Source organism: Alsobacter metallidurans, assembly GCF_014636935.1.
Taxonomy (GTDB): domain Bacteria; phylum Pseudomonadota; class Alphaproteobacteria; order Rhizobiales; family Beijerinckiaceae; genus Alsobacter; species Alsobacter metallidurans.
This window is the reverse complement of record NZ_BMES01000003.1, coordinates 1-22567: the sequence shown is the minus strand read 5'-3', so window position 1 is coordinate 22567 and position 22567 is coordinate 1. Positions and strand designations below refer to the sequence as shown.

At 69.8% G+C, this 22567-nt stretch carries 21 protein-coding genes; 7 read left to right on the top strand and 14 right to left on the bottom strand.

Going from position 1 to position 22567, the window contains the following annotated elements; translation table 11 throughout:
- Window positions 1–145: 145 nt before the first annotated feature.
- From IEV99_RS20915 to IEV99_RS20885, 7 genes are all read right to left on the bottom strand, one after another.
- Window positions 146–1027: a 3-hydroxybutyryl-CoA dehydrogenase gene (locus IEV99_RS20915; protein WP_188519796.1), complete on the bottom strand. Its 882-nt coding sequence runs from the start codon at window positions 1025–1027 to the stop codon at window positions 146–148.
- Window positions 1028–1186: 159 nt separating this feature from the next.
- On the bottom strand, window positions 1187–2122 hold the full coding sequence (locus IEV99_RS20910; protein WP_188519795.1) for an electron transfer flavoprotein subunit alpha/FixB family protein: 936 nt from the start codon (window positions 2120–2122) through the stop codon (window positions 1187–1189).
- On the bottom strand, window positions 2122–2871 hold the full coding sequence (locus IEV99_RS20905; protein ID WP_188519794.1) for an electron transfer flavoprotein subunit beta/FixA family protein: 750 nt from the start codon (window positions 2869–2871) through the stop codon (window positions 2122–2124). The genes IEV99_RS20910 and IEV99_RS20905 overlap by 1 nt, the downstream gene beginning before the upstream one ends.
- A gap of 230 nt (window positions 2872–3101) precedes the next feature.
- On the bottom strand, window positions 3102–3683 hold the full coding sequence (locus IEV99_RS20900) for a cob(I)yrinic acid a,c-diamide adenosyltransferase (RefSeq protein WP_188519793.1): 582 nt from the start codon (window positions 3681–3683) through the stop codon (window positions 3102–3104).
- Window positions 3684–3728: 45 nt separating this feature from the next.
- A complete protein-coding gene (locus IEV99_RS20895; protein ID WP_244643999.1) occupies window positions 3729–4127 on the bottom strand; it encodes an acyloxyacyl hydrolase in 399 nt (132 codons plus the stop codon).
- A gap of 331 nt (window positions 4128–4458) precedes the next feature.
- A complete protein-coding gene (locus tag IEV99_RS20890) occupies window positions 4459–4647 on the bottom strand; it encodes a twin transmembrane helix small protein (RefSeq protein ID WP_188519791.1) in 189 nt (62 codons plus the stop codon).
- 250 nt (window positions 4648–4897) lie between these two features.
- Window positions 4898–7687 (bottom strand): TIGR02302 family protein, encoded by a 2790-nt coding sequence (locus IEV99_RS20885; RefSeq protein WP_188519790.1) that lies wholly within the window; start codon window positions 7685–7687, stop codon window positions 4898–4900.
- Window positions 7688–8088: 401 nt separating this feature from the next.
- Between IEV99_RS20885 and IEV99_RS20880 the strand changes: the two genes are divergently transcribed.
- On the top strand, window positions 8089–9519 hold the full coding sequence (locus tag IEV99_RS20880; protein ID WP_188519789.1) for an amidase: 1431 nt from the start codon (window positions 8089–8091) through the stop codon (window positions 9517–9519).
- Window positions 9520–9529: 10 nt separating this feature from the next.
- On the opposite strand, the gene tlpA is transcribed toward IEV99_RS20880, so the two are convergent.
- Complete coding sequence (tlpA, locus tag IEV99_RS20875; protein ID WP_188519788.1) at window positions 9530–10183, bottom strand: thiol:disulfide interchange protein TlpA; 654 nt, start codon at window positions 10181–10183, stop codon at window positions 9530–9532.
- Window positions 10184–10213: 30 nt separating this feature from the next.
- On the opposite strand from tlpA, the gene argH reads away from it, so the two are divergent.
- From argH to IEV99_RS20850, 5 genes are all read left to right on the top strand, one after another.
- On the top strand, window positions 10214–11617 hold the full coding sequence (gene argH, locus IEV99_RS20870; RefSeq protein ID WP_188519787.1) for an argininosuccinate lyase: 1404 nt from the start codon (window positions 10214–10216) through the stop codon (window positions 11615–11617).
- 83 nt (window positions 11618–11700) lie between these two features.
- A complete protein-coding gene (gene lptM, locus IEV99_RS20865; protein WP_188519786.1) occupies window positions 11701–11982 on the top strand; it encodes an LPS translocon maturation chaperone LptM in 282 nt (93 codons plus the stop codon).
- 44 nt (window positions 11983–12026) lie between these two features.
- Window positions 12027–13295 (top strand): diaminopimelate decarboxylase, encoded by a 1269-nt coding sequence (gene lysA / locus IEV99_RS20860; RefSeq protein ID WP_188519785.1) that lies wholly within the window; start codon window positions 12027–12029, stop codon window positions 13293–13295.
- A 118-nt stretch (window positions 13296–13413) separates the two neighbouring features.
- Window positions 13414–13818 carry a (deoxy)nucleoside triphosphate pyrophosphohydrolase gene (locus IEV99_RS20855; RefSeq protein WP_188519784.1) on the top strand — a complete coding sequence of 135 codons (405 nt, stop codon included), beginning with the start codon at window positions 13414–13416 and terminating at the stop codon, window positions 13816–13818.
- A gap of 1 nt (window position 13819) precedes the next feature.
- Window positions 13820–14716, top strand: a complete 897-nt coding sequence (locus tag IEV99_RS20850; protein ID WP_188519783.1) for a DMT family transporter — start codon at window positions 13820–13822, stop codon at window positions 14714–14716.
- A gap of 203 nt (window positions 14717–14919) precedes the next feature.
- Here the strand turns inward: IEV99_RS20850 and IEV99_RS20845 are convergent, their stop codons facing one another.
- From IEV99_RS20845 to IEV99_RS20830, 4 genes are all read right to left on the bottom strand, one after another.
- The gene (locus IEV99_RS20845; RefSeq protein WP_188519782.1) at window positions 14920–15360 is read right to left on the bottom strand and encodes an acyl-CoA thioesterase; all 441 of its coding nucleotides are present in this window, start codon (window positions 15358–15360) and stop codon (window positions 14920–14922) included.
- On the bottom strand, window positions 15360–16541 hold the full coding sequence (locus tag IEV99_RS20840) for an iron-containing alcohol dehydrogenase (RefSeq protein ID WP_188519781.1): 1182 nt from the start codon (window positions 16539–16541) through the stop codon (window positions 15360–15362). The genes IEV99_RS20845 and IEV99_RS20840 overlap by 1 nt, the downstream gene beginning before the upstream one ends.
- 66 nt (window positions 16542–16607) lie before the next feature.
- Entirely contained in the window at window positions 16608–17276 is a 669-nt protein-coding gene (locus IEV99_RS20835) for an alpha/beta hydrolase (protein ID WP_188519780.1), read from the bottom strand.
- Between the two features lie 51 nt (window positions 17277–17327).
- A complete protein-coding gene (locus tag IEV99_RS20830; RefSeq protein ID WP_188519779.1) occupies window positions 17328–17990 on the bottom strand; it encodes a DNA-3-methyladenine glycosylase family protein in 663 nt (220 codons plus the stop codon).
- A 68-nt stretch (window positions 17991–18058) separates the two neighbouring features.
- Between IEV99_RS20830 and gluQRS the strand changes: the two genes are divergently transcribed.
- Window positions 18059–18952, top strand: coding sequence for a tRNA glutamyl-Q(34) synthetase GluQRS (gene gluQRS, locus IEV99_RS20825; protein ID WP_371875825.1), 894 nt, complete (start codon window positions 18059–18061; stop codon window positions 18950–18952).
- Here the strand turns inward: gluQRS and IEV99_RS20820 are convergent.
- Both IEV99_RS20820 and IEV99_RS20815 read right to left on the bottom strand, forming a co-directional pair.
- Window positions 18936–19856, bottom strand: a complete 921-nt coding sequence (locus IEV99_RS20820) for an AEC family transporter (protein WP_188519778.1) — start codon at window positions 19854–19856, stop codon at window positions 18936–18938. The two genes, gluQRS and IEV99_RS20820, sit on opposite strands and share 17 nt — an antisense overlap.
- A gap of 73 nt (window positions 19857–19929) precedes the next feature.
- Window positions 19930–21966 carry a M23 family metallopeptidase gene (locus IEV99_RS20815; protein ID WP_188519777.1) on the bottom strand — a complete coding sequence of 679 codons (2037 nt, stop codon included), beginning with the start codon at window positions 21964–21966 and terminating at the stop codon, window positions 19930–19932.
- Window positions 21967–22567 lie beyond the last annotated feature (601 nt).

Here is a 22567-nt window from a genome sequence, read left to right as displayed (position 1 = left end):
TAAGCCGATAGGCCAGAAACCGCACGATTGTGACCGCCCACGCCAATTTCGGCGATGACGCGCAGGGGCGAAGCGCCCACCCTCCCATCGAGGGAAAGGGTGTGGCTGGGGCGTTCCAGTCAGGTTTTGCGGAGAGCCAATCCGATTAGCGGGTCGGCATCGGCTTTTCGCCGCGATAGTCGTAAAAGCCGCGGCGGGTCTTGCGGCCGAGCCAGCCGGCCTCGACGTATTTCACCAGCAGCGGGCAGGGCCGGTACTTTGAGTCCGCCAGGCCCTCGTGCAGCACCTGCATCACCGACAGGCAAGTGTCGAGACCGATGAAATCGGCGAGCTGCAGCGGGCCCATCGGGTGATTGGCGCCGAGCCGCATGGCGGTGTCGATGGCGTCCACCGAGCCGACGCCCTCGTAGAGCGTGTAGATCGCCTCGTTGATCATCGGCAGCAGGATGCGGTTGACGATGAAGGCCGGGAAATCCTCCGCCACCGTCACTGTCTTGCCGAGCTTGGCGATCAGGTCCTTGGCGGCCTCGAAGGTCGGGTCCTCGGTCGCAATGCCACGGATCAGCTCCACGAGCTGCATGCGCGGGACCGGGTTCATGAAGTGGATGCCGATGAAGCGCTCGGGCCGGTCCGTCACGGAGGCCAGCCGCGTGATCGAGATCGAGGACGTGTTGGACGCCACCATGGCGTCCGGCTTCAGCGAGGCGCAGAGCTGCGCGAAGATCTTGCGCTTCACTTCCTCGTTCTCGGTGGCGGCCTCGATCACGAGGTCGCAGGCGCCGAGATCGTCGAAGCTTCGGGCAGGCTGCACGCGCTGCAGCGCGGTGCGGTGCTCGGCGTCGTCCATCGAGCCTTTCTGCACCAGCTTGCCGAGATTTGAGTCGATCGCCGCGATGCCGGCCGTGATCCGGTCTTCGCTGAGGTCGTTCAACATCACGTCGATACCGGCCTGCACGCAGACCTGCGCGATGCCGTTGCCCATCTGGCCGGCGCCGATGATGCCCACCTTGCGAATTTCGATCGACATGATTGCTGTGCGGCCGGGGCCGTCCTCTACCGTGCGAAACCCGCCGCGCGCGGCCGGGTCCAATCTAGACCACCGCACGCCAGCGTGGAGGCGGACAATGGTCTATGACGCCCGCGCGCCGCAAGCCAAAAGCCGGCGGCGCGCGGGCGTGCGGCGTCCTTACTTGGACAATTCGTCCTTCAGCGCCGGCAGGAGCTGGAACAGATCGCCCACGAGCCCGTAGTCGGCCACCTGGAAGATCGGCGCCTCCTCGTCCTTGTTGATGGCGACGATGACCTTGGAGTCCTTCATGCCGGCGAGATGCTGGATCGCGCCCGAGATGCCGACCGCAATATAGAGGTCCGGCGCGACCACCTTGCCGGTTTGGCCGACCTGCCAGTCGTTGGGCGCGTAGCCGGCGTCCACAGCCGCGCGCGACGCCCCCATGGCGGCCCCGAGCTTGTCGGCGATCGGCTCGATGTAGGTCTTGAAGTTCTCGGCGTTCTGCATGGCGCGACCGCCCGAGATGATGATCTTGGCGGAGGTCAGTTCCGGCCGGTCGGACTTCGACAGGCTCTCGCCCTTGTGGGTCGACAGCGCCGGGTCGGCCGCGGCCGCCACGCTCTCGACCGGAGCCGAGCCGCCGGCGCCAGTCGCCCCGAACGACGCGGTGCGCACCGTGAGAACCTTCTTGGCGTCGGTCGCCTGCACGGTCTGCAGCGCATTGCCGGCGTAGATCGGCCGCTCAAACGTGTCGGCCGACACCACCTTGATGACGTCCGACACCTGCATGACGTCCAGAAGCGCGGCGACGCGCGGCAGCACGTTCTTGGCGGTCGACGTCGACGAGCCCACGATGGCGTCATACGAGCCCGCGAGGCTGACGATCAGCGCCGCGAGCGGCTCAGCGAGGCCGTTGGCGTAGCTGGGCGAATCGGCGAGCAGCACCTTCTCGACGCCGTCGAGCTTGGCGGCCGCGTCAGCGGCGGCCTGCGCGCCGGAGCCGGCCACCAGCACGTGGACCGGGCCGCCAAGCGCCTTGGCGGCCGTAAGCGCCTTGGCGGTGACGTCCTTGAGTGACGCGTTGTCGTGGTCTGCGAGGAGCAGGGTCGGCATCAGATCACTCCCGCTTCGTTACGGAGCTTGGCCACGAGGTCTTCCACCGACGCCACCTTGACGCCGGCCTTGCGGCCCGCCGGCTCGGCCGTGGTGAGCACCTTGAGGCGCGGGGCGGTGTCGACGCCGAAATCGGCGGCGGTCTTCTCGTCGATGGGCTTCTTCTTGGCCTTCATGATGTTGGGCAGCGACGCGTAGCGCGGCTCGTTGAGGCGCAGGTCGGTGGTCACGATCGCGGGGAGCTTCAGCTCCACGGTCTGCAGACCACCGTCGATCTCGCGCGTCACCTCGATGGCGTCGCCGCCGACCGAGACCTTGCTCGCGAAGGTGCCCTGGGCCCAGCCCAGCAGGGCGGCCAGCATCTGGCCGGTCTGGTTGCAATCGTCGTCGATGGCCTGCTTGCCGAGGATCACGAGGCCGGGCTGCTCAGCTTCCACCACGCCCTTCAGGATTTTGGCCACCGCCAGCGGCTCCACGATCCCGTCCACCTTCACGAGGATGCCGCGGTCCGCGCCCATCGCGAGGCCGGTGCGGATCGTCTCGGAGGCCTGCGCGGGCCCGATCGACACCACCACGACCTCGGTCGCCTTGCCGGCTTCCTTGAGGCGCAGCGCCTCTTCCACGGCGATCTCGTCGAACGGGTTCATCGACATCTTGACGTTGGCGAGCTCGACGCCCGACCCGTCCGCCTTGACGCGGATCTTCACGTTGTAATCGACCACCCGCTTCACGGGCACGAGGATCTTCATCGTTTCTCCTCCGGGGAGCGCCGGCCGCATCCCGCTCGTTCGAAAGCCGCGAATACTATCACGCCGCCCCGCGCCACAAGAGATGCGCTGCAGCGACCAATCAGCCCGGCTGGCGCCGTTCCGTTGCAAGGCCGGGACCGTAAAGGCGGGCCGGAAGCCTTGTCAACGCGCCGAAACGCGGAGCGTCTCCGTCATTCGGCGAGTATCGTTCTCATGCGAACGACGCCGGCCTAGCGGTTCTTGCCCGGAATCCACAGCACGTCGCCCTCGCCCTTGTCGTTGACGTAGCGGGAGGCGACGAAAAAGAAATCCGACAGCCGGTTCACGTAGCGAAGGGCCGGCGCGCCCACAGGCTCCCCGGGCGTCTGCGCGAGCTGCACCATCAGCCGCTCGGCGCGCCGGCTCACCGTGCGGGCGAGATGGAGCGCCGCCGCGGCCGGCGATCCGCCCGGCAGCACGAAGGAGCGCAGCGGCGACAGCGACTCGTTCAACTGATCGATCTCGGCCTCCAGCCGCTCCACCTGCGCGTCGACGATGCGCAACGGCTCGTAGGGCAGGGGCTTGCCTCCGTCGGGCGCGCAAAGGTCGGCGCCGAGGTCGAACAGGTCATTCTGGATGCGCGCCAGCATCTCGTCGACGAGCGGATGCGCGCCGCCGGTATGCATGCGCGCCATGCCGACGGCCGCGTTGGTCTCGTCCACGGTGCCGTAGGCGTCCACCCGCAGGCTGAACTTCGGCACGCGCTCGCCGGTGCCGAGCCCGGTCGTGCCGTCGTCGCCCGTGCGGGTGTAGATCTTGTTGAGCCGGACCATTGCGGGCCTCCCGTCAGCGCAGTCTTCGGGAAGCGTTATAGCGGCCTAGAAGCTGTAGCCCAGCCTCATGCCGACATTCGTTAGCCCGCGATTGTCGCTGCAGGCGCCCGCATTGGAGATGTGCTCCACGGTCGCCATCAGGCTGATCGCGTCCGTGAACCGGTAGCCCAGCGAGGCCGCCTCGCGGAAACCCAGGTGGCAGCCCATCGCCGAGCGACCCACCGGCGTCACGGGCCCGGCGACCCCGTTGTTCAGCGCGCCGCCGAGAGCGCCTTCCAGAAAGATCCGCTCGGTGAGCGAAAAGGTCCAGGCCAGCCCCACATAGGCGTGGCTCGTGTCGCCACGCGTGTTAAAGGTCGCGCCGATATGCGGGCGCGGCACGAAGGCCGAGGCCAGCTGGTCGGAAAAGTCGAACGGCTTGGCGAACAGCGCTTCGGCGTTCACGTCAACGCTCCCGCGCTCGGGGCTCCAGGGATCATGCGCGAAAACGCCCAGGCGCAACTCGGATAGAAACGAAACTTTCTGGGTCGCCCCGGCAGGTTGCGGCTGCGCCAAATCTGCGGCCTGCGCCCAAGGCGAGACGATCATCGAACTACCGAAAAGCGCTGCGGCAAGGGTGGATCGAACGTGACGCATCTTGTCTCCCTGCCGCCAGCAGGAGCATTGCCATGTTTAACGACCGGTTAAAAACAACCGGGGCCAACGTACTCCGCTTATGGTGGAAGAGAATCGGCGAGGCAATCAATGACTTTGGCGCCACGCCTGCGGCTTATGCTCAGCCGCGCATCCAGATAACAGCCAGCACCAGCACGACCGTGACGAATTGCAGCCCCACGCGCCAGCGCATCAGGCGTTGCGAAGTGTTCGGGCTGCCGCCCCGGAACATGTTGATGAGGCCCATCAGCAGCACGAGGACGACGCCGCCCATCGCGAACGGCACGGCGTTGTTGAGAAGGGCTGCCACGGAATGCTCCTGCGCTGGCGCCGCCGCGTTCGACGCGGCTCGCTTGTGATTTAAGCCTGACGGCCGCCCCAGCCAAGGGCGGCGTTTCGCCGCCCGCCTCCAAGTCTCGCGCCGCCTCTCCGTCACGGCCGGGCTGGTCCGGCCATCCACGCGGGCGCCGAGCGCGTGGATCCCCGGGTCAAGCCCGGGGATGACGCTGGAGGGATTGCACGCTTCCTCAGCGATGCTCGATTTCGGGCAGTAGCGCCCCTCAGTTCACCGGCAGCAGCCGTTGCAGGTAATCCAGCTCCTCCTGCGGCCGGTTGGGGTCGCCCAGCCGACGGCGCAGTTCCTCGGTCACCTCGCGGGCGCGCTCTTCCAGCGTGCCGCGCTTGCCGCCCTGGCGGAACTTGGAGCGGTCTCCCGCCTCGGTGGTGGGCGTCGGCCTGCCGAGCGGGTCGTCGTTGGGCTCGGAGGATTGCGCCCGCCGATTGCCGGGCTGGCCGGGGCCGTTGGGGTCGCCTTCCGCCTGCTGGTTTCCGTCGCCCTGCTGCATCTGCTGGGCAAGGCCCTGCGCGCCGCGCCGCAGCCCTTCCAGGGCCCGGCCCTGCTGGTCCACGGCCTGGCCGTCCTCGCCTTGCCCCAGCGCGCCCTCGGCCTGCCGCATGGCGTCCTCTGCTTCCGAGAGGCCCTGCTCGCCGTTCATGCCGTTCTCGCGCATCTGCCGCTGCAGCTCGCGCAGCCGCTCGCGTAGCGCCTGCTGGCGCTGTCCGAGGCCCTGCATGCCTTCCTGCTCGCCGCCCTCGCCCTGCCCCATCTCCTGGCCGTCGCCCGGATCGCCGGGCTCGCCCTGTTGCCCTTGCTGGCCCTGCTGGCCGCGCTGCCCCTTCTGGCCCCTCTGGCCCTGCTGCTGCCCCTGTTGCGGGCGCTGCTGCTGCCCGCGCTGGCCCTGCTGGCGCTGGCGTTGCCCCTCGCGGAACGTCTTGTCGCGCAGCTCCTGCTGCTCCCGCGTCATCTTGTCGAGGTCGTCAAGCGCCTGCTCCATCTGCTGCTGGCCACCGTCCATCTGGCGCTGGCCGGGGCGCGCGGTCTTCAGGTTGTTGAGCATGTTCTTGAGCTGCTCCAGCATGCGCTGGGCGCTCTCGGTGTCGCCCTTGCGGGCCATCTCCTCCATGCGGTCCAGCATCTTTTGCAGGTCGCGCGGCGTCACCATGCGGGTGTTGGGATCCATCCGGCTCTGCTGCTGGTTCGGATCGCGGTTCTTGAGCATCTGCTCGGCGTATTCGCGCAGGTAGCGGTCCAGCGCCTGCTTCAACTCCTGCGTCAGGCGCTTCAGTTCCTGGTCGGTGGTTCCGCGCTCCAGCGCGTCCTTCAGGTTCTGCTGCGCCTGTTGCAGCGCCTTCTCGGCGTCGCTGAGGTCGCCGTCCTCGATCTTCAGCGCCATTTCCCACAGCATGTCGGCGACGCTGACAAGGTCCTGGTCGGCCCGGGCGCCGCGCAGCCGCGTCGCTGCCGCGCGCAGGCCCAGATACACCGACGTGTCCGGCGTGAAGACCTGCGGGGCGATCATCAGCGCGTACAGCGCCTCGTTCACACGCCGGCGGCTGGCCGGGTCGAGGATCAGGTCGCGCCGCTGCTCCACCAGCGCCTTGGCGAGCGGCTTGGAGAAGGGCCGCTGCGGCAACGTCACCTGGATGGTGGTGCTTTGCCCTTCCTGGCCGATCTCGTCGCGCGCCACGAGCGTCATTTCCACCCGCGCGCCCGCCCAGGGGCTGTCCGAGAGGTCCACCGTGGTGCGGGCCTCGCCCTCGCGGTTGTCGCCGCCCGGCAGGCCGAGCGCAGCCTGCGGGGCTGGAACCAGCGGCGCACGCCGGGCGTCCACCGGCTGGCCGTTGCGGATCAGCCGGCCAAAGCGCGCCTCGGCCGAAACCACCCCGTAGTCGTCCTTCACCTCATAGGCGAGCGTCAGCCCGCCGCGCTCGGCCGGCTGCGGCTCGGCCGTGAGCTCAATGGTCGGCGCCCGGTCCGGGATGGCGCTCACCGCGATCGTCGCCAGCGTTGCTGCGCCGCGCGTCACCGTCAGCGAACCGTCGCGGCTCACCGTCCAGCGGCTCTCCAGCGGCGGTTCGGCCGAAGCGGCAGCGGCGGCCGTCCTGGTCGCGGCCGTTGGCTTGGCGCCCGCAGTCTGTTTGCCGGCGGCCGGCTTGCCGTCAGACGCTTTGGCTTCGGCCGGCTTGCCGCCAGCCTCGTCCGGCGCCTTGGGGGGCGCGAGGCCGCCGGACGGCGTCACCGTGAGCCCTTTCGCCTGCGAGGCGCGGATCACCACCGCGGACCCCACCGGCGCCCGCACGCGTGGCGCGGCCGCCGAGCCGTCGGCGGTTTTCAGTTCCAGCAGCACCGGCGGAAACTGGGTGTAGGGCGGCGGGTCGATCCAGCCGTCGAGCCGGAAGGCTTGGCCGGGCGCGGTCTCGCCCGACCAGTCGAAAGCCGCCAGCAGCCGCGCCTCGCGCTCCGGGCCGGCGAAAAAAAACGCCGCGATCAGCGCCAGCGCGCCCGCGAAGCGGATCGCCCACGGATCGCGCTCGGCCAGGCGGGGGGCCGGGGCGCCGACGCGAATGCGCGCTGCCGCGTCCAGCACGCGGGCCCGGTGGGCCTCCCACAGCGCGCGGGTGCCGGGGTCATTTGTGTTGATGGCGAGTTCGTCGGTGAGCGCTGTGGCGGGCCGGTGGGCGAGGTCGGAATCGCGATCGAGCCGCGACAGACTCTCGCGCCAGCTTGGCCGCGGCGCTCGCACGGCGCCCGCCAGCGCGCCCAGAAGCAACAGGGCCGTCACGGCGACGCCCGCCATGCGGGCCCAGATCGGAACAGCCAGCCACAGCCCCAGCCACGACAACGTCACGAACAGCGCCGCGACCGTGAGGGCGCCGGCCAGCCATGGCCATGTCCGCTCCCAGACGAGCGTCAGCGAGGCCCGTCGGGCCAATCTGCCGATCCGGTCCGACGCCACACGGGCTCGGTCGACGTTGGAGGCGGGCGCTTGGCCCGGCGCGTCTTCGCTCATCGCGGCTCCACTGGCCCCAGTCGCACAGCCTAACATGCGACCGGAAAGGCGCTACCCCCCGCAACCGCGACCGCCGCGCGCAGGCCGGTCCGTCCGGTCACGATCCCGCGGGCGGTTGTTGATGCGCTTCAGCGCGGGTTAATGCGCAGCTGCTTCGGCGCGGGTTGATGCGGCGCGCCTCGGTATTACTCGCGCCATAGTCCCGTCATGGCCGGGCTTGTCCCGGCCATCCATGCCGACGCCCCCACGCGTGGATTCCCAAGACAAGCCCGGGGATGACGGTGGAGTGGACGCGACACTTCCGGCTTCCTCCCGTCATTGCGAGCGCAGCGAAGCAATCCAGCCTAACGCCGGCCTTTTCGGCTCGATGGCGCCGCCTCCGGCTCGCAATGGCGGCGCGGATGGCCCAAGCTGCGCAAAAACCCGCGCTCAACACCGGTGACCGCCTCGTGACCGCCATCCCGCTTCTGTCCGCTTGCGATTTGCTCGACCGCTACCGCGCCCGCTCGCTGAGCCCCACCGAGGCCGTGGACGCCATCGTGGCGCAGATCGAGCGTCGCGAACCGGACCTGTGCGCGCTTTACGCCTTCGACCCGGAGGCGGCCCGACGGGCCTCGCGCGAATCGACCGACCGCTGGATGCGCGGCGAGCCGCTCGGTCCGCTGGACGGCGTCCCGGTGACCATCAAGGAGAACATCGCCACGGCGGGCGTCCCGGTTCCTCTCGGCACCGCCGCGACCGAACTGGCGCCGGCCGCCGTTGACGCGCCGCCGGCCGCGCGGCTGCGCGAGACGGGCGCCATCCTGCTCGCCAAGACAACCATGCCGGACTACGGCATGCTTTCTTCCGGCCTCTCGAGTTTCCACAAGCTCGCCCGCAACCCATGGAACCCGCGCCTCAACCCCGGCGGCTCCAGCGCGGGCGCGGCGGCGGCTGGCGCGGCCGGCTTTGGCCCGCTGCATCTTGGCACCGACATCGGCGGCTCGGTGCGCCTGCCGGCCGGCTGGTGCGGCCTCGTCGGGCTGAAGCCGAGCGCCGGGCGCGTGCCGATCGACCCGCCCTTTCTGGGCCGCGTCGCCGGCCCGATGACCCGCACGATCGCGGACGCCGCCTTGATGATGAGCGTGCTCAGCCGCCCCGACGGGCGCGACGGAACCAGCTTGCCCGAGCAGGCGATCAACTGGGCGGACCTCTCCATCGCGTTGAGGGGGCTCCGGATCGGCCTGATGCTGGACATCGGCGCGGGGCTGCCGCTTGACCCCGAGGTCGCGACCGCGGTGGAGCGCGCCGCCAGCCTGTTCGAGCAGGCGGGCGCCCAGGTTCGCCCCGTAATGCCGATTCTTTCGCGCGACATGCTGGACGGCCTCGACGATTTCTGGCGCGTGCGCGCCTGGGACGACCTCTCCCGCCTCTCCGACGAGCGGCGGGACCGCGTGCTGCCCTACATACGCGACTGGGCCGAAACCGGCGCCCACCGCAGCGGCCTCGACGTGATCCGCGGCTACAACCGCACCATGGAGATGCGCAAGGGCGCGGCGGCGCTATTCGCCGACCACGATTTCGTGCTGTCGCCCACCGCACCCGTGCCGGCCTACCCGGCCGAATGGGCCTCCCCGCTGCACGACCCTTCCCGCCCCTTCGAGCACATCGGCTACACGGTGGTGTGGAACATGGCCGAGAACCCGGCCGTTTCGGTCAACGCCGGCTTCACGGCCGCCGGCTTGCCCATCGGCCTCCAGATCGTCGGCCGCCGCTTCGACGACCGCGGCGTGCTCGCCATGGGCAGGGTCTGGGAGGAAATGCGGGGCGGAGAGATGCGGTGGCCGGTTTAGCCGGTTCCGCCTACTTTCCGGCCGCCGCCTGCAACAGCTTCAAGGCGTCCTCGCTCGCCCATTCGGCCGGGCCCGCCAGGCTGGCGAGCTCGCAGCCCTTGCGGTCCACGATCACGGTGGTGGGCATGCCGAAGGCCTTGCCGATGGATTTCAGCTCCTGGAAGATCTTGGCGCTGGGATCGGCGTGGTAGCTCAGCCGCGTGATCTTGTTCTCGTCCAGCCACTGCCGGGGCTTGTCGAGGTTGCGGGTGTCGATGTTCACGGCCACGACCTGAAAATCGTCGCCGCCGAGCCTGCCCTGCAGGGCGTCCAGCGCCGGCATCTCGTGCCGGCAGGGTGCGCACCAGGTGGCCCAGAGGTTGAGCAGCACGGTCTTGCCGCGCAGGTCCGCGAGCGTCATCGGCTTGCCGGCCGCGTCGTTGAAGGCGAGGGCGGGCAGGAGCTTCGGCGCCTTGCTCACCTGCACAGCCGCAACTTCGCCGCGCGCCAGCGGCTGCATCGCCTGCGCGACCGTGGCCGCAGGCCCGCAATCGGCGTCGGCGGCGTTGCCCCAACCCCGGTTCGTCCCGTATAGCACCGCCAGCCCGAGCGCCGCCGCGGCCGCGATCGCCGCCACCGCCGGAAGGCGCCGGCGCCGCGCCGTTGAAGATGCCTGGTCCGTCATGAGCCGTCCTGCGTTGGGAACCGAGATAGCATGAGCAACACGATGTGGGGCGGGCGCTTCAACAGCGGCCCCGACGCCATCATGGAGGAGATCAACGCCTCCATCGATTTTGACAAGGCCCTCTGGCGCCAGGACATCCGCGGGTCGAAGGCCCATGTGGCCATGCTGGCGAAGCAGGGGATCGTCACCAGCGCGGACGCAAAAGCCATCACGGACGGTTTATCCGCCGTGCATGCCGAAATCGAGGCGGGAGAATTCACATTCTCGCGGTCCCTCGAGGACATCCATATGAACGTGGAGTCGCGGCTGGCCGAGATCGTCGGTCCCGCGGCCGGGCGGCTGCACACGGCGCGCTCGCGCAACGACCAGGTGGCCACCGACATGCGCCTGTGGGTGCGCGACACCGTGGACGCGCTGGACGCGCAGCTCGCCGACCTGCAGGGCGCGCTCGCCGAGAAGGCGCTCGCGCACGCGGGCGCGGTGATGCCCGGCTTCACGCATCTGCAGTCGGCGCAGCCCACCACCTTCGGGCACCATCTGCTGGCCTATGTGGAGATGTTGGGACGCGACCGGGGCCGCTTCGCGGACGCGCGCCGGCGCATGAACGAATGCCCGCTCGGGGCCGCGGCGCTCGCTGGGACCTCCTTTCCGATCGACCGGCGCACGACCGCCGAGGCGCTGGGTTTCGACCGGCCCACCGCCAACTCGCTCGACAGCGTGTCCGACCGCGATTTTGCGCTCGAGGCGCTCGCGGCGGCGTCCATCTGCGCCGTGCACCTGTCGCGCTTCGCGGAGGAGATCGTGCTCTGGACCACGCCCCAATTCGGGCTGGTGCGGCTGTCGGACAAGTTCACCAGCGGCTCCTCGATCATGCCGCAGAAGCGTAACCCGGATGCGGCCGAGTTGGTGCGCGGCAAGACGGGCCGTGTGATCGGCGCGCTCACGGCGCTCCTGGTCGTTATCAAGGGCCTGCCGATGAGCTACGCGAAGGACATGCAGGAGGACAAGGAAGGCGTCTTCGACGCCCTGCAGACCCTGTCGCTGTGCATCGCCGCGATGGCCGGCATGGTGCGCGACATGGAGCCCGAGCTGAAGACCATGAAAAAGGCCGCAGGCCTCGGCTACGCCACCGCCACAGACCTGGCCGACTGGCTGGTCCGCACCCTCAAGATGCCCTTCCGCCAGGCGCACCACGTCACCGGCCGCATCGTCGGGCTCGCGTCCGACAACGGCGTGGGCCTGGAGAAGCTGTCCCTGGCCGAGATGCAGGCCGTGGAGCCCGCCATCACGCAGGACGTGTTCGCGGTGCTGGGCGTCGAGCGCTCGGTGCGCAGCCGCGTCAGCTACGGCGGCACGGCCCCGGTCGAGGTGAAGAAGCAGGCCCGCCGCTGGCTCGCGAAGCTCGCCCAGGAGGCGGCCGCGCCGGCGCGCTGACAATCGCGCCCCACTGTCTCCCGGCTGCGCTTTCGCGCGGCCGGGCTTTCGCTATAGTGCCGCAGCTTCTCGGAGTTTCGCCCTTGCCCGCCTCCACAGTTTCGCTTTCGTCGCGATCGCTCGCGCTGGTTCTGGGCGCCGTTCTGCTGGTTTCGCTCGGCGCCTGCGGGCGCAAGGGCCCCCTGGAGCCGCCGCCCGGCGCGGTGAATCCCAAGCCGGATCCGCTGGAGCAGCCGGAGGCCGATCCGAACGCCGCGCGCACCATCGCGCCGTCCATTTCACCGGTCGCGTCCGGCAACCAGAAAGCCAAGGGCAAACCGATCACGGCGCCCAAGGAGCCATTTATCCTCGACCCGCTTCTCTAGGTCGTCCCCGGGCCGCCGCGTCGGCCCGCAGCAGGGCATGCGTCATGCATCATTTCGATTACCGCGACGGCGTCATGCACGCCGAGGGCGTGGACCTTCGCCGCATCGCCGACGAGGTCGGCACGCCGTTTTATTGCTATTCCACCGCCACGCTGGAGCGGCACTACAGGGTGTTCGCCGAGGCCTTCGCGGATGCGCCCTCGCTCGTCTGCTACGCCATGAAGGCGAATTCCAACCAGGCGGTCCTGAAGACGCTGGCGCGGCTTGGCGCGGGAATGGACGTGGTGTCCGAGGGCGAGTTGCGCCGGGCCCGGGCTGCCGGCGTGCCGGGCTCGCGCATCACCTTCTCGGGGGTCGGCAAGACGCCGCGCGAGATGGCGTATGGGCTCGAACAGGAAATTCTCTGCTTCAACGTCGAGTCCGAGCCCGAGCTCGAGGCCCTGTCGGCGGTCGCCACGCAATTGGGCAAGACCGCCCATATCGCCCTGCGCGTGAACCCGGACGTTGACGCCAAGACCCACCACAAGATCTCGACCGGCAAGTCGGGCGACAAGTTCGGCATTCCGATCTCGCGCGCCCGGGAGGTCTATGCCCGCGCCGCGAAGCTGCCCGGCCTGAAGGTCTCGGGCGTCGACATGCATATCGGGTCACAGATCACCGACATGCAGCCCTTCGACGACGCCTTCGCGTTGCTGGCCGACTTCGTGCGTGGGCTGCGCGCCGACGGCCACGCCATCGACCACGTCGACCTCGGCGGCGGCCTCGGCATTCCGTATCGCGAGAACAACAATCCTCCGCCCTTGCCGCTGGACTACGCCGCCATCGTGAAGCGCCACACGCGCGATCTCGATTGCACGCTCGTGTTCGAGCCCGGCCGGCTGATCGTCGGCAACGCGGGCATCCTGGTGACGTCTGTGATCTACGTGAAGCAGGGCGACGGAAAGACCTTCGTGATCGCGGACGCGGCCATGAACGACCTGATCCGGCCGACGCTCTACGAGGCCCACCACGACATCAAGCCGGTGGTCCCGGATCCGGACGCGCCCCGCATCACCGCCGACGTCGTCGGGCCCGTGTGCGAAAGCGGCGACTACCTGGCGCTCGACCGCGAGATGGCCGAGCCCCGCCCGGGCGACCTCCTGGCCGTGATGACGGCCGGCGCCTATGGGGCGGCCCAGGCTGGCACGTACAATTCCCGCCGCCTCATCCCGGAGGTTCTGGTCTCCGGCGCGGATTACGCGGTGGTTCGCCCGCGCCAGACCTACGAAGAGCTGATCGGCCTCGACCGCCTGCCGGCGTGGCTAGCCGGCTGAGGCCGCCTCCGCCTTCATCCTTCCGCCGCGCGCCGTGAGTGCGCGACAGGGCCGGCGCCTGTTTATTCGGCTGCGAGGCTTGCTATAAGCAGCCGGCCCTCGCCGCCGGAGTAGCCCCGTGAAGCTCGTTCTCGTCGCCGCATGCGCCCTCGTGGACGCCGATCGCCGTGTGCTGATCGCGCAGCGGCCGGAGGGCAAGCAGTTGGCCGGGTTGTGGGAGTTTCCGGGCGGCAAGGTGGAGGCCGGGGAGAGGCCCGAGGACGCGCTGATCCGGGAGTTGCACGAGGAACTCGGCATCACCGTGAAGGAGAACTGCCTGGCGCCGCTCAGCTTCGCGAGCCACACCTACGAGACGTTCCAGCTGCTGATGCCGCTGTGGATCTGCAAGCGCTGGGAGGGGCTGGTGATCCAGAAAGAGCATCAGGCGCTGAAATGGGTGCGGCCAAACAAGCTGCGCGACTACCCGATGCCGCCGGCCGACGAGCCGCTGATCCCGCCGCTGATCGACCTTCTCGGCGGTTGAGGTGATCGCCGCGCAGCCGTCCAACGGCGTCGTCATCGCCCGCCTGCTGATCTGCTCGCTGCTGTGGGCGTCGGGCTTCCTGTTCATGAAGCTCGCCGGAACCGTGCACCCCTTCGTGACGGCGGCGAGCCGGGCGTCGGTGGCGGCGGTCGCGCTGGCGGCGTGGTTCCTGCTGCGTGGGCAGAACCCGCTGCCGCGCCGCGACGAGGCCGCGCCCTGGCTCCTGCTTGGCACGCTGAACGGCTGGCTGCCCAATGTGCTCACGGCCTATGCGCTGTCTCAGATCACGGCCGGGCTGAGCGCGATGATCCAGGCGTCCGGGCCGCTGATGGTGGCCGTGCTGGCTCATTTCGCCTTCGTGGACGAGCGGCTGACCGGCCGGCGCGTGCTGGGCGTCGCGGTCGGGTTCGTCGGTATGGCGGTGCTGGTCGGGCCCGCGGCGTTTCTGGACGTAAGCGGCGGGGCGCTGGGCGTTCTCGCCATGGTGGCGGTGTCGTTCAGCTACGCGGTCGGCAACATCTACGCCAAGACGGTGCGGCACGTGGAGCCGGCCCGGATGGCCCTGGGCCAGCAAAGCATCTCGGCGCTGGCGTCCGTGACGCTGACGCTCCTGTTCGTGCGCGCCGAAGCCCCGGGGCAGATCGCCGCCAACCTGCCGGTTCTGGCCGCGCTGGGGCTGGTGGCCACGGCCGTGCCGATCACGATCTTCATGACGTTGATCCGGACCGCCGGCCCCACCAAGGCGGCGATGATCGGCTACCTCTTGCCCGTCTGGGCCACACTGATGGCCGTGGTCGTGCTGGGCGAAACCGTGAGCCCGCGCGACGTCGCGGGCGCGGCGATCATCCTGCTCGGCGTATGGATCGTCTCCACCGCGCCGAAGGCCGAGGTTGGGTAGGGTCTTTGTCGCGACGCCGCAGCCCACCCTCCCCTTGAGGGGGAGGGTCGACGGGCGAAACCCGGCGGGGTGCGGTGACGCCGGGGACGGGCGCATCGTTACTGAACAGGCTAACGCCCAACGTCACCCCACCCCGCCGCTGCGCGGCGACCCTCCCCTCAAGGGGAGGGCGGGCGCCGCGGCATTTCTCGCGAACGCGGGCCCTAGCGGCGCAGGATCCCTTCCAGGGCTTGTCGCATGGCGGGCGCGATAGGGACGGGGCGCTGGGTGGCGCGGTCGACCGCGACGTGGACGAAGCGGCCCTGGGCGGCGGCTTCGTTGTCGCCGGGACGGAACACCCCGACCGCGTAGGTGACCGAGCTCGTGCCGAGTTTCTCCACCGCAAGGCCGATCTCGATCGGCTCCGGGTAGGCCAGGCTGGCGAAGTAGCGGCAGTTGGTTTCCACCACGAGGTTGATGGACTGGCCCTTCTCGATGTCGAGGAAGCCGCCTTCGATCAGCCAGGCATTCACTGTCGTGTCGAACCACGTGTAGTAGACCGTGTTGTTGACGTGGCCGTAGGCGTCGTTGTCGCCCCAGCGGGTCTGGATGGGCGAGAAGCGGCGGTAGTCGGCGCGGGTGCGGCGGGGCTCGCGGTCGCTCATCACCAGGCCTGCCTGTAGATTTCGAGCGCGTCCGCCTCGGTGAGCGGGCGCGGATTGTTCACCAGGAGGCGCGTCTGCTTCATGGCGTCGGCCGCCAGGGTGGGCAGGGCCTCCTGCGGAATCCCAACGTCGCGCAGGCGGCTTTCCAGCTGGCACGCGGGCGCGAGGCCGGCGAGCGCTTCCGCGAAGGCGTCGGCGCGCATGGGCGTCCCGACCTCGGCCAGATCCGGAAAGAGGTCGGCGGCGATTTCGGCGTAGACGCCGGCCGCGGCCGGTGCGTTGAAGCGGATCACGTGCGGGAGCACGAGGGCGTTGGAGAGGCCGTGCGGGACGTGGTAGCGCCCGCCGATCGGGTAGGCGAGGGCATGCACGGCGGCGACCGGCGAGTTGCCGAAGGCCTGTCCGGCCAGCATGGCGCCGAGCAGCATGTCGCCGCGCGCCGCCGCGTCGCTCCCGTCCCGGACGGCCCGCAGCAGCGCGCCGCCAAGCAGTTGCAGGGCTTGGCGGGCGAGCATGCGCGACAGCGGGTTGTTGTTGGGCGAGGCCGACGCATAGGCCTCGATGGCGTGCACCATGGCGTCGATGCCGGTGCCGGCCGTGACATGCGGGGGCAGGCCGAGCGTGAGATCGGGATCCAGCAGCGCGACGTCGGGAAGGATCACGGGCGAGACAACGCCCTTTTTCTCGTTCTCGCCCGTGGTGACGATGGAGATTGGCGTCACCTCGGAGCCGGTGCCGGAGGTGGTTGGAACGAGAATGAGCGGCAGGCGAGGGCCCCTGGCGAAGCCGACGCCATAAATGTCTGCGAGGCTCTCGCGCCCGGCCGCCAACAGGGCGACCAGCTTGGCGACGTCCATCGAGGAGCCGCCGCCGAGCCCGATCACGCCCTGCGCGCCGGCCGCCGTCGCGGCTTCCACGGCCGCCATCACCACTGCCTCGGGTGGGTCCGCCACAACGGCGTCGAAGACCGCGACCTCGATCCCGGCCGCTCGCAGCGACGCGAGGGCGGGCTCCACCAGGCCGGACGTGATCACGCCCCGGTCAGTGACAAGCGCAATGCGGGTCCCGGCCATCGGGCGCGCGATCTCGCCCAGGCCCGCGATGGAGCCCGCCCCGAAGACGATGGATTTCGCCGTGTTGAACGTGAACGGGCTGGTGGCGGAACTCGGTGTCGGACTCATGGGCGCGCGCTTCCCCGGTGGTTCACCACACGGTAGCGGGGCGGCGCGCGGGCGGAAAGGCCGAGATCAGAACCCGGGCGTGCGCCCGGTGAGGGACTGGACGACAAACTGCCCGGCGTGGCGCAGCCCCTCGCCGTCGATGCCATGCTCCACCCCGAAGGAGAGGTGCCACTGGCAGGAGAGCTGCGCCTTGGCGAGCCCGACCGCGCCCATGAACAGCGCCTGCACGGGGATCACCGGGTCCTGGTCGCCGTGCACCAGCAACACGGGCGGCGCGCCAGTGGCCTCGGCGGCCAGGTGCTCGGGGCTGACCAGCATGCCCGAGAAGCCCACGATGGCGCCGGGCGCGCGCGGCCGGCGCAGGCCCGTGTGCAGCGCCATCATGGTTCCCTGGCTGAAGCCGACCAGCGCGAGCTTGCTGTCGTCGAGGCCCCAGCGGGCGAGTTCGGCGTCCAGGAATGCGTCCAGCGCCGGGCGCGCGCCCACCACGCCGGTCCAGCGCTCATGCGGGTCGCGCATGGTGAGCGGAAACCATTGCCGCCCCATGGGCGCGCCGTCGCACGGGTCCGGCGCATGCGGGGCCACGAAGGCGGCGTCGGGCAGCCACGCGCGCCATTCCTCGCCGATGTCGATCAGGTCGCGCCCGTCGGCCCCGTAGCCGTGCAGAAACACGACGAGCTGCTTCGCCACGCCCGCGATGGGCGGGAGCCTGGGTCCGTCGAGGGGAGCCGCCATGGTGTTCTCCGGGGTTTCGCGGCTCCGTTGTGGCCCGCCGCGCGCGCCGGATCAACCGACGCCGAGCCGGTCCTGGTCGCCGGGCGGAACCACGTCACGGCCCTTGGCTACGCGGTAAAAGGCCCAGAGCAGCGTCGCGGCCGCGCCGCGCCATGGCCGCCAGCGCTCCGCCATGGCGGTGAACGCCTTGGGGGAGGGGCGCTCGGGGAGGCCGAAGCCCAGGCGCGCGGCTTCCTGCAAGGCGAGGTCGCCGGCCGGAAAGGCGTCCGGGTGGCCGAGGCAGAACAGCAGGTAGACGTCCGCCGTCCAGGGTCCGATCCCCTTCACGGCGCAAAGCCGCGCATGGGCGTCGTCGGCCGGCATGGCGCCGAGGTCATCCAACGGCAGGTGCCCGCTCACGATCGCGTCCGCGATGGCCTTGGCGGCGCGGATCTTGTTGGCCGAGAACCCGCAGGCGCGCAGGTCGTCGTCCGTTGCGGCCAGAATGGCGGCCGGCGTCGGCGGGTCGAACCGGGCGGAAAAGCGCGTCCAGATCGCGGCCGCGCTGGCGGTGGAGACCTGCTGGCCGATCATGATGGCGCAAAGCCCCGGAAAGCCCGGCGGCCGGCGGCGGGGCGCGACCGTCCCGACGGCGGCGCGCAGCGGCGCAAGTGACGGGTCCAGCGCGACGAGAGCCGACAGGGCGGCGGAGAGGTCGGCTTCGGTGCGGATCATGGTTGCGCCAACCGGGCGCGATGGGGAACAACAGGCGGGTCGATCATGCCCCGCATGGGAGGGCCGAACTGGCCGCCGCGCAACCCGTTTTCCGCTTCGCCCCGAGCCCCAACGGCCTGCTGCATCTCGGCCATGCGGCGTCGGCGCTGCTGAACGCCGAGATCGCGGCGCGGCTGGGCGGGCGCCTGCTGTTGCGTATCGAGGATATCGATCCCGGCCGCTCGCGGCCGGAGTTCGAGCAGGCGATCCGGGAGGATCTCGCCTGGCTGGGGCTGCGCTTCGCCGGGCCGGTGCGACGCCAGTCCGAGCACCTCGCCGACTATGCGGGCGCACTGGACCGGCTCGCCGGGCGCGGGCTGAGTTATCCGTGCTTCTGCACGAGGGGGCTCACGGCGCGGCGCGTGGCCGAGGCCGAGGCGACCGGCGCGCCGCTGCGGCGCGATCCCGACGGCGCCCCTCTGGGGGCCTGCCGGTGCAAGGCGCTGCCGGCCGGCGATCGTGAGGCGCGCATCGCCGCCGGCGAGGCGCATGCGATGCGCCTCGACATGGCGGCGGCCCTGGCGGCCATCGCCGAATCACCGCTTGGCTGGACCGCCTGGAACGCGGCTGAGGGCGTCCTGACCCCCGTTTTGGGCGATCCGGCCCGCTGGGGCGACGTCGTGGTCGGCCGCAAGGACGTGCGGGCGAGCTACCACCTCGCGGTGGTGCTCGACGACGCCTTGCAGGGCGTCACCCACGTGGTGCGGGGCGAGGACTTGCGCGAGGCGACCCACGTCCACGTGCTGCTGCAGGCTCTGTTCGGGCTTCCGACGCCCGTCTACCACCACCACGGCCTGGTGCTGGACCCGGACGGGCGCAAGCTTTCCAAGTCGCTGGGCTCCACGGCGTTGCGCACTCTGCGCGCCGAGGGCGTCTCGCCGGAGGAGGTCCGCGCGAGGCTGGGGTTCAGCGCACGCCCATGATGGCGAGCCAGATCGCCGAGGTGGCGACGCACACCGCCGTCGAGATCGCGATGGCGCCGGACGAGATCGCGACGCCGGTCCGGTAGCGCTCGGCGAACAGGTAGGCGTTCACGCCGCACGGCATGGCGGCGAACATCACGGCCACGCCCGTCCAGGTCGGCGGCACCGTGAACACGTAGCGGGCCAGCATGAGCACGATCAGCGGGTGCACGACGAGCTTCAGGCTCGACAGGATCACGGCCAGGACCGGCTGGTCGCCCATGCCGTAGCGGCGCAGCGCGATGCCCATCGCAAACAGCGCGCAGGGGCTGGCGGCCGCGCCCAGCATGTCGACGATGGTTTTCGCCGCTCCGGGCAGCCCGGTCGGCGCCGCCTCGCGGGCCAGCACCGCGACCGCAATGGCGATCAGCAGCGGATTGGTGACCAGCTGCCGCAGGATGCGCCGGACCGGCACGCCGCGCCCTTCCGCCAGCACGGTCGCGGTGGTCATTGTGATGGGCAGGTGGATGGCGATCAGCAGAAACAGCGGCACCGCGCCTTCCGGCCCGAAAGCCTCGAGGATCAGCGGGATGCCGACCAGCACGGTGTTGGATTGCCCGGCCGTAAAGCCCGCCACCACGCCTTCCACGTGCGAAACGGCGAAAAACTTGCGCGCCACCACAGTGGCGAGCGTCCAGGTGACCAGCACGCCGCCGAAATACGAGAACCAGTAGCCCCAGGGCTGGGATGTGGGCAGGTCGGCGGCCGTCAGAGTCTTGAAGATCAGCGCCGGGATCGCGACCGCGAACACGAAATCCGACAGGCCCTCTCCGGTCCGGTCCGTCACGTAGCCGACCGCGCGCGCCGCATAGCCCAGCCCCATCAGGCCGAACACGGGCAGGACGACGGTGAGGACATGCAGCATGGCGGGGCGCTTCTGCCGCCCCGCAGGGGCGAAGGAGGGGAGGCGGCGATCCGGTCCGGCCGCTCCGGCCCGGCTACTTGGCGCGCTCGGCCATCCGGGTGGCGGTCGGGGCCTTGCGCATGAGTTCGTCTATCCGGTCGCGTTCGCGTTGAAAAGCGCTGACCTGCTGTGCGTCCAGCTCACGGTTGCGCGGCAGCTTGATGGTGAGCGGATCCACGAGGTTCTCGTTGATCATGACCTCGTAGTGCAGATGCGGCCCGGTGGAGAGGCCCGAGCTGCCCAGATAGCCGATTACCTGGCCCTGACGGACGCGGGAGCCTTCCTTGATGCCTTTCCCGAAGGCCGACATGTGGTTGTAGGTGGTCACGAACCCGTAGGAATGCTCGAGCTCGACTCGCCGCCCATAGCCCGACTCCCAGCCCGCCAGCCGCACCCGGCCGTCGCCCGCCGCGATGATGGGCGTGCCCACCTTGTTGGCCCAGTCGACGCCGTTGTGCATGCGCGAGTAGCGCAGGATGGGGTGGTAGCGCATGCCGAAGGTGGAGCGCAGCGTGCCCTCCGCTATGGGCTTGCGGATCAGGAACTTGCGGTTGGACTTGCCGAGCTCGTCGAAGAAGTCGACCACGTTCTCGTCGCCGAGCTGGAAGCGGTAGTAGCGCTTCTGCTGGCCAGCCACCGACAGCGAGGCGAAGAGCACGTCGGGCCGGCCCTCGTTTTCCTCGTCTTCCGAGTAGAACACCTCGAAGCTGTCGCCGCCTGAGACGCGCCGCTGCAGGTCGAAATCGTAGAAGCTGATCTTGATCAGCTGGTCGAGCACAGGGCGCGGGATGTCGTGCTTGAACCCGGTTTCGTAGATGCTGTCGTAGAGGCGGATGCCGCCTGGCTTGTCGTCAGCTTCCTCGTCGTCCTCGCTGGACACGGGCGTGTCGGCCTGCGGAGGCGCGACCGAGACGAAGTCGTTGCGGTCGGACAGCGCCCCGATGGCCGTGATGGTTTCGCCGTCATAGATCATGGCGCGCAGCAGCAGCGGAGGCGCGCCCTTGGCGGCGGGGCCAAACAGCAGCTTCAGGCGCTGGCCTTCGCGGACCGGGGCTTCCTTGAGCCGCACCGCCAGCGCGGATGCGAGGGACTTGATCTCCGCCGCCGAAGCGCCGTTGTTCTTCAGCACCTGCTCGAAGGTTTCGCCGCGCTTCACCGTCACCATGCGCTCGTCCTGCGGCGGCGCGGCCTCGCGCGCGGCCGCGGGCGTTTTCGGGCGGTTGGTCACGTTCTCGGGCACGAACGTCACCTGCATGGTCGAGAACGCGATGCCGGGCGCCGGCGCCGTGGACGGGTCCGGCTGCAGCCGCGGGGCGGTGAGCGCCATGGTGAGCATGCGCTGGGAGGCGAGCGCCAGGGGCGCGCGCTGGCCGGCGTCGCGCACGGCCTTCTGTTCCTCGGCCACCTGCGCGGCGGCCTGCTCGGCCGTCAGTTCCGCGCCGGGCTCGGCGGGGCCGTCATAGCCTGCGAGCGGCCGGCGCTGCACCGAAACCTCGGCGTCGCCATCTGTCAGCTCGAGCTCGGGTGCGGCCTTTTCGGCCGCGATATCCGCGCCGCCATAGAGCTTCATCGGATTAAAGGGCGGCACATCGTCCGAGAAACCGAGCGAGCCAAGCGCCAGGTTGGTGGCGACCCGCACGAAAGGCTTGATCTTGATGACCTCGCGGTCACCCACCTTGATGGTCGTGGGCGTGCGGAAGGCTTGCTTGGCCGACACCACGTCGCTGGCGACAAACAGCTTGTCGCCACGCCGCGGCGAACGATCGCCCGCGGTCGCGCTCCGCTGGGCCGGCGTGACCGCGAGTTCGCCGCGCTCCGCAAACGTCATCTCGCCGTCGAGCGAAATATAGATAGCGGAGCCGATCAGGGTCGCGCCGAACAGCCCGGTGAGGATGATGCCCGAGAGCCAGCGCAGGCTGACGCCGCGCCGGTCGTGCCGTGGCTGGTCGCCGTCGCGCGAAAGCGCGGGCTCATGCCCGAGTTCGACATGCGGCATGCCGGGGCCCGTGAACCGGACGCGGCGCGTCGATCGGGTCAGGCGGGATCCCTGCGTCATGGGGATTGCGGACATGGGCTGTCGGAAAACCTTTGGCGGCGATCGGAACCGGCGCTCTCGGCGCCGGGTCGGGTACACAGGGAAGCGGGCGACGCGACGCAGGCCCGAAGCCTCGGCGCACATTGACGATCCCGGTCAGGACCGTCAATCGACGCAGGCGACGCCGCCTGTGCACGCCTTAAGGAGCCATCACCGTGGCGCCAATGGGGCGAAGCCGCCTGCCGGCTTCGCCCTGCAGTCGGGCGCGGACGGCACGACGCGGCCGAACGCGAGGCCCCGCCCCGGAAAGCGCCACGCTGGCGCATTTGCCGTCACCCGCCTGTCGCATTTTTTTGCAAGACGCCGTTGACAGGGGGGAACGGGCGGCTCTATAAGCCCCTCACACACGGCGACGCCGCCGGCAACGACGGCGCACCGGCAACTACTTCTCTGCAGCACGGGCCTAAGCCGCCCGACCTCGGTCGGGGCAGACGCCGTTTTTGTTGGAATGCCGTTCGCATCATCTCGATGCCGCTCTTTGACAATCAGGATGGAAGAAAGAGAAACGCGGACGGCCGTGTCCTTGCGGATCCCGAAGAGGCTCAGCGATGAGTTTTTGGTAGGGGTCGAAATGGAT